General features: G+C 69.8%; 16 protein-coding genes. 10 read left to right on the forward strand and 6 right to left on the reverse strand.

The window, feature by feature from the left end:
* Positions 1 to 92: 92 nt before the first annotated feature.
* Positions 93 to 1,595, forward strand: coding sequence for a GGDEF domain-containing protein (locus tag DMH01_RS07815; protein WP_125674670.1), 1,503 nt, complete (start codon positions 93 to 95; stop codon positions 1,593 to 1,595).
* 67 nt (positions 1,596 to 1,662) lie between these two features.
* On the opposite strand, the gene DMH01_RS07820 is transcribed toward DMH01_RS07815, so the two are convergent.
* Positions 1,663 to 2,610, reverse strand: a complete 948-nt coding sequence (locus tag DMH01_RS07820; protein WP_125674672.1) for a phosphatase PAP2 family protein — start codon at positions 2,608 to 2,610, stop codon at positions 1,663 to 1,665.
* Positions 2,611 to 2,720: 110 nt separating this feature from the next.
* On the opposite strand from DMH01_RS07820, the gene DMH01_RS07825 reads away from it, so the two are divergent.
* The 4 genes from DMH01_RS07825 (at position 2,721) to DMH01_RS07840 (ending at position 6,178) form a co-directional block, all read left to right on the forward strand.
* Positions 2,721 to 3,410, forward strand: a complete 690-nt coding sequence (locus DMH01_RS07825) for a response regulator transcription factor (protein WP_125674674.1) — start codon at positions 2,721 to 2,723, stop codon at positions 3,408 to 3,410.
* Positions 3,407 to 4,819 carry a HAMP domain-containing sensor histidine kinase gene (locus DMH01_RS07830; RefSeq protein WP_125674676.1) on the forward strand — a complete coding sequence of 471 codons (1,413 nt, stop codon included), beginning with the start codon at positions 3,407 to 3,409 and terminating at the stop codon, positions 4,817 to 4,819. Before DMH01_RS07825 ends, DMH01_RS07830 begins: the two co-directional genes overlap by 4 nt.
* Positions 4,816 to 5,313 (forward strand): hypothetical protein, encoded by a 498-nt coding sequence (locus DMH01_RS07835; RefSeq protein WP_125674678.1) that lies wholly within the window; start codon positions 4,816 to 4,818, stop codon positions 5,311 to 5,313. The genes DMH01_RS07830 and DMH01_RS07835 overlap by 4 nt, the downstream gene beginning before the upstream one ends.
* A 196-nt stretch (positions 5,314 to 5,509) precedes the next feature.
* Positions 5,510 to 6,178: a hypothetical protein gene (locus DMH01_RS07840; protein WP_125674680.1), complete on the forward strand. Its 669-nt coding sequence runs from the start codon at positions 5,510 to 5,512 to the stop codon at positions 6,176 to 6,178.
* Here DMH01_RS07840 and rnhA read toward each other — a convergent pair.
* The 4 genes from rnhA to DMH01_RS07860 are packed head-to-tail and all read right to left on the reverse strand — an operon-like array spanning position 6,175 to position 8,653.
* Positions 6,175 to 6,657: a ribonuclease HI gene (gene rnhA, locus DMH01_RS07845; RefSeq protein ID WP_125674682.1), complete on the reverse strand. Its 483-nt coding sequence runs from the start codon at positions 6,655 to 6,657 to the stop codon at positions 6,175 to 6,177. The two genes, DMH01_RS07840 and rnhA, sit on opposite strands and share 4 nt — an antisense overlap.
* A gap of 21 nt (positions 6,658 to 6,678) precedes the next feature.
* Positions 6,679 to 7,869: a DNA polymerase IV gene (gene dinB / locus DMH01_RS07850; RefSeq protein ID WP_125674684.1), complete on the reverse strand. Its 1,191-nt coding sequence runs from the start codon at positions 7,867 to 7,869 to the stop codon at positions 6,679 to 6,681.
* A gap of 45 nt (positions 7,870 to 7,914) precedes the next feature.
* On the reverse strand, positions 7,915 to 8,208 hold the full coding sequence (locus DMH01_RS07855; protein WP_125674686.1) for a putative quinol monooxygenase: 294 nt from the start codon (positions 8,206 to 8,208) through the stop codon (positions 7,915 to 7,917).
* 25 nt (positions 8,209 to 8,233) lie between these two features.
* A complete protein-coding gene (locus DMH01_RS07860; protein WP_034319495.1) occupies positions 8,234 to 8,653 on the reverse strand; it encodes a DUF6010 family protein in 420 nt (139 codons plus the stop codon).
* A 92-nt stretch (positions 8,654 to 8,745) separates the two neighbouring features.
* On the opposite strand from DMH01_RS07860, the gene DMH01_RS07865 reads away from it, so the two are divergent.
* Positions 8,746 to 9,684: a GlxA family transcriptional regulator gene (locus tag DMH01_RS07865; RefSeq protein ID WP_125674688.1), complete on the forward strand. Its 939-nt coding sequence runs from the start codon at positions 8,746 to 8,748 to the stop codon at positions 9,682 to 9,684.
* Here the strand turns inward: DMH01_RS07865 and DMH01_RS07870 are convergent.
* Entirely contained in the window at positions 9,681 to 9,971 is a 291-nt protein-coding gene (locus DMH01_RS07870; protein ID WP_125674690.1) for a hypothetical protein, read from the reverse strand. The two genes, DMH01_RS07865 and DMH01_RS07870, sit on opposite strands and share 4 nt — an antisense overlap.
* Before the next feature lie 118 nt (positions 9,972 to 10,089).
* On the opposite strand from DMH01_RS07870, the gene DMH01_RS07875 reads away from it, so the two are divergent.
* The 4 genes from DMH01_RS07875 (at position 10,090) to DMH01_RS07890 (ending at position 15,671) form a co-directional block, all read left to right on the forward strand.
* Positions 10,090 to 11,349 (forward strand): MFS transporter, encoded by a 1,260-nt coding sequence (locus DMH01_RS07875; protein ID WP_125674692.1) that lies wholly within the window; start codon positions 10,090 to 10,092, stop codon positions 11,347 to 11,349.
* A gap of 245 nt (positions 11,350 to 11,594) precedes the next feature.
* Positions 11,595 to 12,893: a diguanylate cyclase gene (locus DMH01_RS07880; RefSeq protein WP_370323355.1), complete on the forward strand. Its 1,299-nt coding sequence runs from the start codon at positions 11,595 to 11,597 to the stop codon at positions 12,891 to 12,893.
* A gap of 24 nt (positions 12,894 to 12,917) precedes the next feature.
* Positions 12,918 to 14,360, forward strand: coding sequence for a glycosyltransferase family 39 protein (locus DMH01_RS07885; protein ID WP_125674694.1), 1,443 nt, complete (start codon positions 12,918 to 12,920; stop codon positions 14,358 to 14,360).
* 72 nt (positions 14,361 to 14,432) lie between these two features.
* The gene (locus DMH01_RS07890; protein ID WP_233621444.1) at positions 14,433 to 15,671 is read left to right on the forward strand and encodes an HNH endonuclease signature motif containing protein; all 1,239 of its coding nucleotides are present in this window, start codon (positions 14,433 to 14,435) and stop codon (positions 15,669 to 15,671) included.
* Positions 15,672 to 15,921: the final 250 nt, after the last annotated feature.

Here is a 15,921-nt window from a genome sequence, read left to right on the forward strand (position 1 = left end):
CCTGTCTCACGGGATCGTCAACGCGGTCCCCCTGTCACCCCCTTGTGGTGACCCAGCAAGATCGAAGCGGGTGCGGTGCGTAGCGGTGGGAGGTGACCCTCGTCAGCGAGTTCGGCAAGCACGACCCTGACGCGACCTCGGGACCGCAGCGCGGTTCGCTCCGGGGTTTCGCCGACACCGTCGGCCTCGCCGCCGCCCGCGTCTGGCGGCTGCGTGGTCGTGCCTGGAACACCCTGCGGCATCCGGCGGGATGGGAACTGTGGCGGCTGCCGCCCGCGGCGGTCTTCTGGATGCTCGGCACCGAGATCGCCGTCGGGGCCTGGGCGCTGTACAGCGGTCTCAAAGCCTCCGCCACGAACACCGATCTCTTCCGTTTCGGCGTGATCGCCTGCTGCGCGATCTGGTACGTCGTCCAGACGCAGCATCCGGAGGAACAGCGCCGGGCCGACGACCGGCGCGGCGAGCACATCGACCAGACCGCCGTCTGGCTGGGCGGCGCGGCCGTCCTGCTGCCGCCCTCGTTGTCGCTCGCGCTGCTGCTGATGGTGCGCGTGCAGCGCTACTCCATCGCGCACAAGGCGATGACGACGTTCCTCTTCACCACCGCCGCGCACGCCGCCTCCATCCTCGGCGTGCACACGATCACCGAACTGACGGCACTGCACACCTGGCTCGAATCGGGCACGCTCCCCCAGCGACCGGGTGACATCGCGCTCGCCGCCGTCGCGCTGGTGGGCGCCGCGCTCTGGTACTTCGCCTCGCAGACGCTCCTGATCAGCATCGCGCGCGGCCTGGCGTGGGGCGGCTGGCGGCGGCAGAAGCTGATCGGCAGCTGGGCCGACAACGCGGACTTCGTCTACGCGCTGCAACTCGCCGCGTGCACCACGATCCTCGGCGCGGTCAACATCGCGCTGGTGCCGCTCGTGATGATCGGTGTCGCGCTGCGGTCGACCCGGCTCTCGCAGGCGCTGGCGGACACGATCGCGCGCAGCCAGCGTGACCGGAAGACCGGACTGCTGACCGAGGACTCCTTCCACGCCCCCGCGGCGCTGCGGCTGCTCGAAGACCAGACCGGACGGCGGCCGACGGCGTTCCTGATGCTGGATCTCGACCACTTCAAGCAGTGGAACGACAAGTACGGGCATTCCGGCGGCGACATCGTGCTCGGCTGCGTCAGTGCCGTGCTGCGGCAGAACACCCGCTCCACCGACATCGTCGGGCGCTGGGGCGGCGAGGAGTTCTCGGTACTGCTGCCGGACACCACCCGCGAAGAGGCGATGCGGATCGCCGAGCGGATCCGGGCGGCCGTCGCGAAGACCGCCATCACCGGCCTGACCGAACTCGCCAGCGGGCACGCCACCAACGAACCCCGTGCGGTGGGGCCGATCCACGGCTGCACCGTGTCGATCGGCGTCGGCCTCTCGCCCGAACACTCGACGGACTACGGCGAGCTCTTCCGCGCCGCGGACGCGGCCATGTACCAAGCGAAACGGAACGGGCGGAACCGCGTGGTCGTGGCGCCCTCCGCGGTCCCGCCCGCGCCCCGGGCGCCGACGTCGCCACTGAGCCGGGCCGGAGACTCGCGCCGGGATTGACGTAACTCGCGTGTCCAAGCACGCGAGTTACGCCCTCAATCACGTGAGTTACGCCTCCAATCACGCGTCAGCGACGGGTCACGAGGCGGGTCTCGAGCAGATCGTCGACCACGCGGGTCTCCACGCCGGTCCGCCGCTCGAACGCGGAGCCGCGCAACGGCCACAGCGCGACCAGCACGACACCCACCGCCGCGCACGCGGCCAGCACCAGCGCGGCGACGAACTGGGCGGCCCCGGCGGTCGCCGTGCTCAGCACCGCGAAGCCGATCAGGACGATCCCGGTGGGCAGCACCGAGGCCAGCGCGACCAGGGAAGCGGGGGTCCGGCGCAGATCCCGGCGCCGCGTGGTCAGCCAGGCGGCGAGCAGGCAGGCGAACGACGCCCCGAGCAGACAGGCACCCGCCGTGTCGCTGAGCCGGTGCCAGCCCAGCGCGATGGTCGACGACGCGACCCAGGCGACGGCGACGCCGCCGATCCCGATGATCGCCGGGCGGAATCGTTGCGGCAGAACGAAAGCGAGTGCCATCAGGATGGCCATGGCGGCGCTGACGTGTCCGCTGGGGAAACTGTTGTGCCCCGGCCCGCGGCCGCCGTCGGGCAGTTCGGGGCGGACGAGAACGTAGAGCTTGAGCAACTGCGCGGCGACGAGCGGGAGCACGAGGACGGTCAGCGCGGGGACCAGGAGGCCGGGTTTGCGCCGGAGCAGCGCCAGGACGACGAGCCCGATGCCGGCGGCGCCGATCACGAGCACCATGTCCTGATCACGCAGCGGTCCCGCCCAGTCCATTGTGGACCACTGGCCGGACTGCGCGCTGCGGACGACGCCGTTCTCGGCGAGCTGCCCGGCCGATGTGTGCACGAACAGCACGTAGGTCACGAGGAACGCGACGGCCAGCCCCAGTCCGGTGGCGAGCTGGAACACGGCCCTGGAGAGGGTCCGCCTGGTCTCGGCGTGCCGTCCCGGCAGCGGACGGCGGGCGGGGGTCGGCTTCGCTTCGTGGATGAGTAGGGCCATGCGTCTCACTGTCCCCACGGCGTTTAGCCGGGAGGTCCGGACGATGTCATGGTTCTGCTACAAGATCGAGCCGAGTCGCACACGCGCGGCGACATCCGAATAATGGCGGCGTGGCAAGTGTCCTTTTGATCGAAGACGACGCGTCCGTGCGGGAGGGGCTGGAACTCGCGCTGCGCCGGCAGGCGCACACCGTCCACACCGCCGAGAGCGGTGAGCTCGGGCTGGAGAAACTGCGGGTGTTCCACCCCGACATCGTCGTGCTGGACCTGATGCTCCCCGGCATCGACGGCTTCGAGACCTGCCGCCGCATCCGCTCGGCGGGCGAGGTGCCGATCATCATGCTCACCGCCCGCAGCGACGATTTCGACATCGTGGCCGGGCTGGAGGCCGGCGCCGACGACTACGTGACCAAGCCGATCGAACCCCGCGTGCTCGACGCCCGGATCCGGGCGGTGCTGCGCCGCGCGGTGAGCGAGAAACCCGCGAACGACGACGCCGCCGGCGAGCGGCACGGCGGCCTGGTCATCGACCGGGCGGGCCTGGTGGTCACGAAGAACGGCGAGCCGGTCTCGCTCACCCCGACCGAGCTGAAACTGCTGCTGGAGCTGTCGCGCACGCCCGGACAGGTCTACAGCCGCCAGCAGATCCTCTCCGCCGTCTGGGATCACGACTACCTCGGCGACTCCCGGCTGGTCGACGCCTGTGTCCAGCGGCTGCGCGCGAAGATCGAAGACGTCCCCGCGAAACCCGAACACGTCCAGACCGTCCGCGGCTTCGGGTACCGGTTCGGCCGTTCATGAGGCTGCTCTCCGGGCTGCGGCCCCGGCTCATCCTGGCCTTCGCGGCGATGACGATCATCGGGGCGGCGGCCGCGGCGGGGGCCAGTTACGTCTCGGCGAGGAACGCGATCCTCAAGTCCGTCCAGGACGCGGCGATGGACCAGCTGAAGGACCGGGTCGGCGCCTACGACCGCCCGCTCTCCACGCCACCGACCCAGGACCAGCTCAACGACTTCGCGGGCAGCCTGCGGTTGAACGCCGTCGCGGTCCACGGCAGCCTGCGGTCGGTCAACGGCCCCGACCTGACGCGGTTCTCGACCGAACTGCGGCGGACGGTCGCGGGCGACATCCGGATCCAGTTCCAGCGGCTGGACCGCGACACCGGCCCCGAACTCCAGGTCGGCCTGCCGGTGCTGACGCGGCAGCCCGACGGGACGCCAAGGGCCAGCGGCATCGAGGTGTATTCGCTCACCTCGCTCGTCCAGCAGCAACAGGCCATCGACGAGCTCGCGAAATCGGCCTGGCAGATGGCCGCCCTCGTCCTTCCGCTGGCCGCGGCGCTCGCCCTGCTCGCGGCGAGACAGGTGCTGAGACCGGTACGCGCGCTCAACACCGCCGCCGCTCAGCTCGGTGCGGGCAGGCTCGACGTCCGGCTGCCCGCCAAGGGGTCCGACGAGCTGGCCGAACTGGTCACGACCTTCAACAACACCGCCGCCGAACTGGAACGCACGGTCGGCGAGGTGAGAGCCATGGAGGCCGACGCCCGCCGGTTCGTCGCCGACGTCTCGCACGAGCTCCGCACGCCGCTCGCGGCGATGAACGCGGTCACCGACGTCCTCGACGAGGACGCGGACACCCTGCCGCCGGACACCGCGGTCGCGGCGCGGCTGGTCTCGGGCGAGACCCGGAGGCTGACCCGGCTGGTCCAGGACCTGGTCGAGATCTCCCGGTTCGACGCGGGCCGCGCCGAACTCATGCTGGACGAATGGGATCTCGCGACGGCGATCCGGGACAGCCTCGACGCCCGCGGCTGGCGGGAGGGCGAAGATCTGGTCACCGACCTGCCGGAAGGCGTCCTCGCCCGGGTCGACCGGCGACGGCTCGACCTGATCGTGGCCAATCTCGTCGGCAACGCGTTCCGGCACGGCGCGGCGCCGGTCGAAATCCGCCTGCGCGCCGGCGGCGACGGCGTCACCCTGGAGGTCGAGGATCACGGGCCCGGTATCGATCCCGAGGTCCTGCCGCATGTGTTCGACCGGTTCACCAAGGCCGACACCGCCCGTGCCCGCTCCGAGGGCAGCGGGCTCGGCTTGGCGATCGCGCTGGAGAACGCCCGCCTGCACGGCGGCGACATCACCGCCGTCGACACCGGGCACGGCGCGCGGTTCGTCCTGCGCCTGCCGCACCGGACCGAAGGAAGGACACGATGAGAAGGACCCGGGTACTGCTCGCGCTCGCGGCCGCGACGCTGGTGGCGGCCTGCGGCGTCCAGCCGACCGGTGTCGTCCCGGCCGGGCCCGGCCCGTCGATCCGCGCGACCACGGGGACCTACGTTCGCGCCGGTCTGACGCTGTACTTCGTCTCCGACGGCCGGGTCATCCCGGTGACCCGGCCCACCGAAGGCTTCATCTCCCCCGAAGGCGCGATCACGATGCTGTTGAAGGGGCCGACGGAGCGGGAAGCCGCGCAAGGACTCACCACGTTCGTCCCGCCGGAGATCGGCCGGGTCGAGGTGTATCCGGGCGACCCGACGGCGATCGTGCTGCCGTTCTCCGTCCGGAAACTGTCCAATCAGGCCATCAACCAGCTGGTCTGCACGACGATCGCGGCCTCGGCGGACACCGGACGCATTCCGCTCACCCCGGGCGTGAACGTGTCCTCACCGGACGACAAGATGTACTTCCAATCCTGCAAAGCGGAGTGAATTCATCACTCACAGTGCTCACATAAAAGCACTTCTTGTGTCTGTACGGACGTGAGCCCCTTTTGGTTCACCGATCAAGGTAACTGTGGGCGAACACACTCGGGCGTGACATTGCCGTGTCCTTTTCGTAATGTTGCCCGGAGCTCGCGGCCCCCGACGCGAGTTCCCGTCCCCGAAGTGGTGAGTGATCAGAGAAATGGCCGGCAGACATCGCAAGAACAAGGCTCCGCAGTGGAAGCTCCCCGCGGGTATCGCGGCAGCGGTCGCCACGGCGCTCCCGGCGTCGATGTGGCTGACCACCGCGGGTACCCCCGACGTCGAAGCGGCCAGTGCCGCGCTCGCGGTGAAGGCTCCCCCGGCCTCCAGCGTGACGCCCCCGCCGTCGACCAGCAGCACCCCGCCCTCCAGCACGACCACACCGCCCCCGTCGACCTCCTCGGCTCCCCCGAAGCCGACGACGTCGACCAAGGCCCCCGCCCCGGTCAAGAAGACCGTGCCCGCCGCGACCGCGTGTTCCACCGACCTCGCCGGCACCAAACCGCACGTGGCCCAGGTCGGTAACCACGTCAAGGCGAAGTTCGGCGTCAAGAACGTCGGCGGTGTCGCCGGCCGGGCGAACGCCAGCGACCACCCCTCCGGCCTCGCGCTGGACTTCATGGTGGACACCGCCACCGGCAACGCCATCGCCGAGTACCTCCTGGCCAACCAGAAGGACTTCGGTGTCACCTACGTCATCTGGCGTCAGCGCTACAACGACGGCAGCGGCTGGGACACCATGGAGGACCGCGGCGGCGCGACCGCCAACCACATGGACCACGTCCACGTCTCCTTCGCCAAGAGCGCGAAGGTGAACGTCAGCTGCTAACGAGTCCGGGCGGGCCGCTCGCCGGGCTGGATCACCGGTCGTCCGACGACCTCTTCCACGCCTTTGACGGCGAGCCGGTCCGCCCGCTCGTTCTCCGGATGCCCGGCGTGGCCCTTGACCCAATGCCATTCGACGTCGTGCTGTGAGGCGGCCTCGTCGAGGCGGCGCCACAGATCGGCGTTCTTGACCGGCGTCTTGGCCGAGGTCATCCAGCCGTTGTTCTTCCAGTTCCGCACCCAGCTGGTGATGCCGTTCCGGACGTAGGTGCTGTCTGTGTAGATGTCCACCGTCACGCGGCGCTTCAGGCTTTCCAGTGCCTCGATGGGCGCGGTCAGTTCCATCCGGTTGTTCGTGGTCGGCCCGGGATCCCCGCCGTAGATCTCCTTCTCGACGGTGCCGTACCGCAGCACGGCGCCCCAGCCGCCGGGACCGGGATTCCCGCTGCACGCGCCATCGGTGTAGATCTCGACTTCCGCCACCGGGACACCCTAGCGACGGGTTCAGTCCGGCAGCAGCGGTACCCACGGCTGCTCGGCCTGCCCGAGATGCACCGCGCGCGTGATGGACTTCGACCCGAACCGGTCCCGGACGGTGTCGAGCGTCGAATCGAGCGCGTCCCTCGGCTTCGCCCCGAACGGCAAGGCCAGCTGGATCGCGTCGTCCTTCGACAGGTTCGTGAGCGCGAGCCCGATCAGCGTGAGCCCGCGTTCGTCGATCAGCGGTCTCGCCGCCGCGAGCAGGTCACGGGCCGCCGCGACGATCGCGCCGGTCTGTTCGGTCGCCTCCATGAGGGTGTGCGAACGCGTCGCCTTGGTGAAATCGGCGAACCGCATCCGCAGCACGACGGTGCGGCACACCCGATGCGCCGCCCGCAGCCGTCGGGCGAGGCGATCGGCCAGGGTCAGCAGCATCGCGTCGAGTTCGGCGGGCGAACGCGGCCTGCTGCCGAGCGCGTGCTGCGCCCCGATCGACCGCCGGCGACGGCCCGTCTGCACGCGGCGAGGGTCGTCGTTGTGGGACAGGGCGTGCAGGTGGGCGCCGACGCCGCGGCCGAGCATCCGGACGAGTTCCTTCTCCCCGAACCCCTCCATCTGCCCGACCGTCGTCACGCCGCGCTCGCGGAGCTTCTGCGCCGTCACCTTGCCGACACCCCACAGCCGCTCGACCGGAAGCGGGTGCAGGAACTCCAGCTCCTTGTCGTGCGGCACGACGAGGAGGCCGTCGGGTTTCGCGACACCGCTGGCCACCTTCGCGAGGAACTTCGTCCTGGCCACGCCCACGGTGATCGGCAGGCCGACCTGCTCCATCACGTCCCTGCGCAGCTTCGCCGCGATCCGGCTCGGCGTGCCCGCGATCTTCAGCAGCCCGCCGACGTCGAGGAAGGCCTCGTCGATCGAGATGCCTTCCACGAGCGGCGTCGTGTTGCCGAAGACCTCGAAGACCGCCTTGCTCGCCGCCGAATACGCGTGCATCCGGGGCGGGACCACGATCGCGTCCGGGCACAACCGCCGCGCCTGGCCGCCGCCCATCGCCGTGCGGACGCCGAACGCCTTGGCCTCGTAACTGGCCGCCAGCACCACACCGCCGCCGACGATGACCGGCCGCCCGCGCAACCTGGGGTCGTCACGCTGCTCGACCGACGCGTAGAACGAGTCCAGGTCGGCGTGCAGGATGGGACCCTCGGTCGTCATAGAACATATGTTCGCATCAAACGGCCCAGCGACCAAGCTTCCGGCTCAGTGGAACGGCGGCCCGGAGTGGGAAACCCGGTGCTTGAAGACCTCCCCGTCCCGGATCTCGGCGGAGTACGTCGGCCTCGGCGAGATCGCGCGCCAGGCGTTCAGCACCTCCTCCGACTCCCAGTACTCGAAGATGTTCACCCGGCCCGGTTCGAGCGTGTCCGCCGAAATCACCACGTCGAGACATCCGGGGTACGCCCGCGCCTTCTCGACGATCACCTGGTGCCCGGCCACGTATCGGTCCCGCTCGTCCGGGTCGACATACAGCTTTCCCGCCACGATTACGGTCATCTCGCTATCCCTTCGTCCGGTCGGTTCACCCCACCGACGAACGCGGACGGCGGGAACCGACACGGGCGCGGACGAAATCCGTCACCGATCGTCCGCCGGCGAAACACCAGATCGCGATCACCGGGTCGCAGATCGCGCAGCCGAACGAGGAATCGTGCAGGAACGGGATGATCGGGGCACCCTTGAGGTGATGGACGACGTCCCAGCCGGTGTGCAGCAGCCACGCGATACCGATGAACGTCCAGGATTCGAGGCCTCGGTAAGCCACATAGGTCACGACCGCGGCGAACGCGAACTCCCAGATCCCGAGTCCGCCGCCACTCAGATAGGCGGCGCCCGCCCCCGCCACCATGATCGCGTTGAAGCGGCGGCGGTGTGGTTCGTGGATCAGCGACATCAGGACGACGTAGACGAGGCCGACGAGAATCGGCGCGATGATCATCATGGCTCGACGCTAGAACCGGCCGCGGCTCACTCCCAGTGGCGTGAACGACGCCTTCCAACGGGATCTCGCCATCGGGCCGGTACGGTGCGGTCATGCACACCGTCGCCGTCCTGGCGCTGGACAAGGTGATCCCGTTCGACCTCTCGACGCCGATCGAGGTCTTCACCCGGACCCGGCTCGCCGACGGCGGCGCCGGCTACCGGCTGCTCGTCTGCGCGGAACACCCGGACGTCGACGCCGGGCACTTCACCCTGCGCGCGCCGTGGGGGCTGGAGGCACTGCGCGAGGCAGACACGATCATCGTCCCCGGCGCCGCGGATCCGGCCGGCCCCTTGCCGGAAACCGTCCGCGACGCGCTCACGTCGGCCGCCGCTAGGGGTACGCGGATCGCCTCGATCTGTTCCGGCACCTTCGTTCTCGCCGCCGCGGGCCTGCTCGACGGCCTTCGCGCCACCACGCACTGGGTCGCCGCCGAGGCGCTGGCCGCGGCGTATCCGGAGATCGATGTCGACCCGGACGTGCTCTATGTCGACAACGGGCAGATCCTGACGTCCGCGGGCGCCGCCGCCGGCCTGGACCTGTGCCTGCATCTGATCCGGCGCGACCACGGCTCCGCGATCGCGGCCGACGCCGCCCGACTTTCGGTCATGGCGCTGGAACGCGAGGGCGGCCAGGCGCAGTTCATCGCGTTGCGGCATCCGCCCGCTCCCCGCGGCGGGGCGCTGGAACCCACCCTGCTCTGGATGCAGGAGAATCTCGCGCGCGATCTCACCCTGGCCGACATCGCCACGCGCGCCGGGATGAGCACGCGCACGCTGATCCGGCACTTCCGCGAGCAGACCGGGACGACGCCGCTGCAATGGCTGCACCGGGCGCGTGTCCGGCAGGCGCAACATCTGCTGGAGACCACTCAGCACGCCGTCGAACGGATCGGCGCCGAAGTCGGTTTCGGCTCGCCCACCTCGTTCCGCGACCGGTTCAAGCGCACGACGGGCGTCAGCCCCGGCACTTATCGACGTGCTTTCCGTTAAGCGGCGACGGCCAGTGCGGTGTCCGAGGCCCGCGCCCGGGCCTGGTCGGCGAACCGCTTCCGGGCGGCGACGACTCTGAGCCAGCGTTCCGAGCGCTCGGCGTCCAGATCGGAGGTGGCGCGGGCGAGCACTTCGGCGGCGCGGGCGGCGGAATCGATCTCCGCGGCGGCGCCGAGGTAGTCGCCCGCGTCGATCAGCTTGTAGGCGTGACGCATCTCGGTCTGCGCGGTCGAGTAGATGGCGTAGGCGGCGAGGTTGTTCGCCAGCGGGCCCAGTGAGTGCGACATCGGATTCTCCGTTCCTTCTCTTACTGACACGTCGAACGAGCCCTCGCCGGTTCGACACGGCGGGCGGAATTTTCCGGAGGGTTGCGCCGAGTGGCCGATTCACGACAGCCTGAAGCGCATGCCAGCCCGAGCGGCGTCGTTCCGCAGTGTCTTCGCGGTCGCCGGCTTCCGCCGGATCTGGCTGGCGCATCTGCTCTCGGTCGCCGGAGACCAGCTGGCCAGGGTCGCGCTCACGGTGCTGGTGTTCGACCGGACGTCGTCGGCCGGGTGGGCCTCGGCGGCGTACGCGCTGACCTTCGTCCCCGATCTCCTCGGCGGCGCGCTGGGCGGTATCGCGGACCGGTTCTCGCGCCGCACGGTGATGGTGGTGACCGATGTCGGCCGCGCCGTCCTGATCGCACTGATGGCGGTGCCCGGGCTCCCGTTGCCTGTCGCGGCCGCGCTGTTGTTCCTCGTGCAGCTCATGGCCGGGCCGTTCCACGCGGCCAGGCAGGCGATGCTGCCGGATCTGCTCGACCCGGACCGGCTGGTCGTCGGCCAGGCCGTCATCTCGTCCACGTACCAGGCCGGGCTCGTGGTGGGCTTCGGCGCGGGCGCCGCCGTCGTCACCGGCCTGGGTGTGCCGGGCGCGTTGCTGATCGACGCGGGAACGTTCGCCTTGTCTGCGCTCATGCTCCGCTTCGGGCTCGAACGATTCCCGCCCTCGGCACCCGCCCACCACGAACGTCCGTCCCTGATCGCGGGCTGCCGTCTGGTGGCGCGCGACCGCAAGCTGCGCTGGCTGCTGCTCATCGCCTGCTGCTGCGGCTTCTACGTCGTACCGGAGGGCCTCGCCGTCCCGGTCGCCGCCGAACTGGGCGGTGCGGGCGCGTTGCCGTGGCTGCTGGCCGCGAACCCGGTCGGTTCGGTGCTCGGCGGCATCCTGCTGAGCCGCGTCCCGCGCGAACGGCAGGTCCGGGTGCTGGGCACGCTGGCGGTGGCGAGCAGTCTGATGCTGATCCCGACCGGCTGGGCTCCGGGCCTGGTGACGATCGTCGTGCTGTGGACGATCTCGGGGGTGTTCTCCGCGCACGACATGATCACGCAGACGCAGTACAGCCTCGCCGCGCCGCCTGCCCATCGTGGTCAGGTGATCGGGGTCGCGATCGCGGCGTTGCGGGCGGCTCAGGCGGCTGGGATCGCGGTGGCCGGGCTGCTGGCCCAGGTCGTCGCGCCGACCACCGTGGTCACCGTCGCGGCGGTCGCGGGAGTGGTGGTCGCCGCTGTCGCCGGGGCAGGCTGGTCACGGGCGGTGTCGTCCCGCCGCGGCCCAGAGGAATCCGGAGATCCCGTGGGGCCGGTCGGCGGGACGACACCCGGTGGCGAGCACGGTTCCTGACACATCACGTCCAGTTGTTGTCACGACGGGTCGTCCAGTTGTTGTCACGCATGGGGTTCACCTCCTTCGAAATAGCGCTTTATCCGGCAAAACACTCACCAGTTGTTGTCCTGCATCGGTGCACCTCCCTCGTTTCGGTTGGGCTGTCCGGGGGAATTCGCGGCCGCGTGTCTTATCGTCGGAGACAACGCGGTCGTCGCCGTCCCGGTTCGATTACGGTGTAGATCACCGACGGAAGAGGGTGCGTGGACGGACGACTCGGCGGCGCGCGGCGGCGGCTCAGGGCCTGGCATCTGTGGAGCCTGCCGCGACCTGTGCGTTCCTACGTCCTGGTCGTGAATCTCATCGCCGTCCTCTCGACAGCCGCCACGGCCCGGCTGATCCCGGTGACCGGTACCGACCTGGTCCGGTTCGGCGTCTTGACGCTGTGCGCGGCCATCGCGATCGAGGGCACCCGGCAGATCGAACGCCAACGGGAGTACGACAGGGCCCCGTCGGTCGCCTACGTCGACACCAAGGCGGTGTGGAGCGTCGCCGCCGTCATCGCGCTGCCGCCGGTGCTCGCCGCCGCGATGGTCGTGGTGACCTACACCATCGCATGGCTGCGGATCTGGCCACACCAACGGCCGGTTCTCCCCCATCGGTGGATCTTCTCCGCCGCGACGGTGCTCTGCGGCACGCAGGCCGCCGTCGTCGTCCTCAGCCTCGGCATGCGCCACTACCCCGGCCCGCCCGACTCCGGGCTGCTCACCGGGCTCGGCGACCTCGCCGTCATCATCATCGCCGCGGCCTTGCGGTGGGCGATCAACACCGCGCTGGTGATGATCGCGATCGCGCTCTCGTCGCCGCCGAAGTCGATCAGTGAATTGTTCTCGGGGTTCGGCGACCAGATCCTCGAGGCGGGCGCGCTCGGCCTCGGTCTCGTGACGGCCGTCGTCCTCGCGCAGGCCAACCCGCTGGTGCTGATCGGGGTCGTCATCGCGCTGGTCGCGCTGCACCGCGGGCTGTTGCTGACGCAGTACCGGCGCGACGCGCACACCGACGCCACCACCGGTCTCGTCACGAAACGCCGCTGGCGTCAGCTGGCCGAAGAGCAACTGGGCCGGACACGCGCCGGACGCAAACTCGGCGTGCTGTTCCTCGACCTCGACAATTTCAAGACGATCAACGACACCTACGGCCATCCCAACGGCGACCTCGTCCTGCGCGCGGTCGGCGACGCGTTGCGCGCCGAGATCCGGGAGCAGGACGTCTGCGGGCGGTGGGGCGGCGAGGAGTTCGCGATCGTCGTCCCGGACATCCACGGCGAGGAGACGCTGCGCCAGGTGGCCGAACGGATCCGGCACCAGGTGGCGGTGGTGTCGGTCGCGCTGCCCGATCGCGACACCGTGCTCACGGATCTGACGGTGTCGATCGGCGGGGCGCTGTACCCGGCGGCCAACATCACCAGCGTCGACGACCTTCTCGTCGCCACCGACATGGCGCTCTACCGCGCGAAACAAGGCGGCCGCAACAGGGTCGAACTGGCACCGCCCGCGCAGTAGGCTCCCCTCGTCTGGGGAGGCGCGATGGAGCGATTCGCTCGGGGTCCGGTCGGTCTGGTGGTCGCGATCCAGATCCTGGTGCTGACACTCCTGTCCGGCCGGTATGGCTTCCATCGGGACGAGCTGTACTTCCTCGCCTCGGGGAAACGGCTCGACTGGGGTTATGTCGATCAGCCGCCGCTGACTCCCTTGCTCGCGAGGATCTCCACCGACGTCTTCGGCGCCACTCCCGCCGGTCTGCGCGTGGCCGCGACGTCGTGCGCCGCCGCGACGGTGATCCTGCTGGCACTGGTCGCCCGCGAATTCGGCGGCGGCCGCGGCGCACAGGTCCTCACCGCCGCGATCACCGCGCTGGCGGCGTTCGTCGTGGTCGACGGGCACATGCTGTCGACGGCCACCGTCGACATGCTGGTCTGGAGCGCGCTGGGCCTGGTGATCCTGCGCCTGTTCCGCACCGGCGACGGACGGTGGTGGCTCGCGATCGGCGCCGTCGTCGGCATCGGACTGGAGGGCAAGTGGCTCGTCCTGCTGATGGTCGCCTCGATCGGTCTGGCGGTACTCGCCGTCGGCCCGCGGACGGTGTTCCGCACCGGCTGGCTCCCCGCCGGTGTCCTGCTCGCACTCGTCTTGGCCGCGCCGGCATTGATCTGGCAGGCGGCGCACGACTTCCCTTTGCTGACCGTGGCTTCCGGCATCAGCGAGGACGACGGCGCGGAGAACCGGATCCTGTTCGTGCCGATGCAGTTGCTCTATCTCTCCCCCGTGGCCGTGCCGGTCTGGATCGCCGGCGGCCTCAGACTGTGGCGTGATCCTGAGCTGCGCTGGGCCCGTTCATTGGCGCCGGCGTATCCGGTGCTGTGCGTGATCTTGCTGGCGCTGGGCGGAAAACCGTACTACTCGGCGCCATTCCTGTTGCTGCTCGCGGCCGCCGGCGCCGAACCGTGCCTGCGCTGGCTCGACCGCGCTTGGCGCCGCACTCTCGCTGCCGCACTGGCTTTCGTGGGCGCGGCCATGTCACTCGTCGTCGGACTGCCCTTGCTGCCGCCGTCCGCGCTGGCGCCCGTTCTGGCCGTGAACAAGGAGCAAGGCGAACAGGCGGGATGGCCGGAGCTGACCTCAACGGTCACCCGGGTTTGGGAGCGGATCCCGGCGGAGCAGCGCTCGACCGCGGTGATCTTCACGCGGAACTACGGACAGGCGGGGGCTTTGGAGCACTACGGGCTTCCCGCGGTGTACTCGGGGCATATGTCCTATGCGGACTGGGGCCCGCCTCCTGCTGACGCTGTCGGCCCGGTGGTCGTCGTGGGGCCGTACCTTCCGGCGTGGTTCACCGACTGCCACGAGGCGGCCGTGCACGACAATGGTCTCGGAGTGGAGAACGAGGAGCAGGGGGTGCGGATTTCCTTGTGCGCGGGGACTTCCCGTCCTTGGTCTTCACTGTGGGGTGAGATGCGGCACTACTACTGATCGACGTGTTGCCGCGTAAGGGAAACTGTCTCGGCGCCGGAAACTGTCGGTGGTCGGTTGTAGCTTCTGTGTGTGGACACACGCAACGCCACTGTGGCGCTACTCAAGGAAATCACTGCTTCTGATGCACTGAAGGAGGTCAATGCCGGGCTGGATTCGTTGGGCGACGGTGATGCTGTCGACGCCGCTGTCGCAGCGTCGGAGGGGATCGCACGGTTGGAGGCGGTCCGGTTCCGCGCGTTGGCACAACTGAACCGGCACCGTGGCGGGGCGTCGAGTGTGGTGCAGGAGGTCGCGTTCGCATTGTCTGTTGTGGACGGCCACGCGGCCGATCTGGTGTCGACGGCGGCGGCGTTGACCACCCGCCTGCCCCGGACACTCGGGCTGCTGGACCGCGGCGAGGTAGGTGGCTACGGGGCGATGAAGGTCGCCACCGCGACGGCGTGGTTGTCGGACGAGGATGCCCGCGCGGTAGACGCGGTCCTGGAAGACCGCCTGCCGGGCAGGAATTCGGAGCAGATCCGGAAGGCGGCGAATCACGCGGCGGTGATGGCCGACCGGGAGGGTGCTGCTCGACGGGCGGAACGGCACCGTGGCGGGCGCAGGTTGTCGCTCCGCCACGGCGAGACCGGGGTCGCCTCGATCGAGGTCGAAGACGGCCCCGCCGAGAAAGTCGCCGCCGCCTACACCCGGATCGACCGCGAAGCACGCGCCCTCAAGACCGGCGACGAGACCCGCACCCTGGATCAGCTGCGCGCCGACATCGCCCTCGACCTCCTGCTGGGCGGCCAAGGCGGCAAGACCGAACGATCCGAAGTGTTCCTGTACATGGATTTGAATACCTACCTCGGGATCAACGAGGATCCCGCCGAACTGGCCGGGCACGGGCACATTCCGGCGTCATTGGCCCGGCAGATCGCGTCCGGGCCGGACACGGTGTTGCGGCGGATCATCACCGACCCACTCTCCGGACAAGTCCTCGACCTCGGCCGCGACCGCTACCGGCCCACCGCCGGACTGGGCGAGTTCGTGCGGGTCCGGGACCGGGAATGCCGAAGACCCGGCTGCCACCGGGTTGCCCAAGCCTGTGACCTCGACCACTCCCTGCCCTGGCAGCACGGCGGCCACACCGCCAACACCGAACTCGTCGATCTGTGCCGCCGCGACCATCGCTTGAAAGACGAACCCGGCTGGATCTATCGGCTGGCCACCGACGGCACCCTCACCATCACCACCCCTACAGGGCGGAGCTACGACAGCTCGCCACCGCCCCTGCACGAACCCCGCGCCGAGGAACCGCCACCGTTCTGAGTCGTCGCCGGAATTCGGCTACGAGGACCCTCGCAGTTCGTGGCTACCGATACCGCAACGTCCGCCCTGGCCGAGCGCCCGGCACCGATCCCAGCCGTTGCCGAAAAACGGCAACGGGTGATGCCGTCGCGGAGACCAGCCCAGTCGTTGCCGAAATTCGGCTACGGGGTCACCGCGGAGCCCTAAGCAATGACATCTCACACTTCGTGACTACGCCCGCCGATGCCGCTGGCCCCAGCCCCGAGCGCCC

Source organism: Amycolatopsis sp. WAC 04182 (assembly GCF_003947465.1).
Lineage (GTDB): Bacteria > Actinomycetota > Actinomycetes > Mycobacteriales > Pseudonocardiaceae > Amycolatopsis.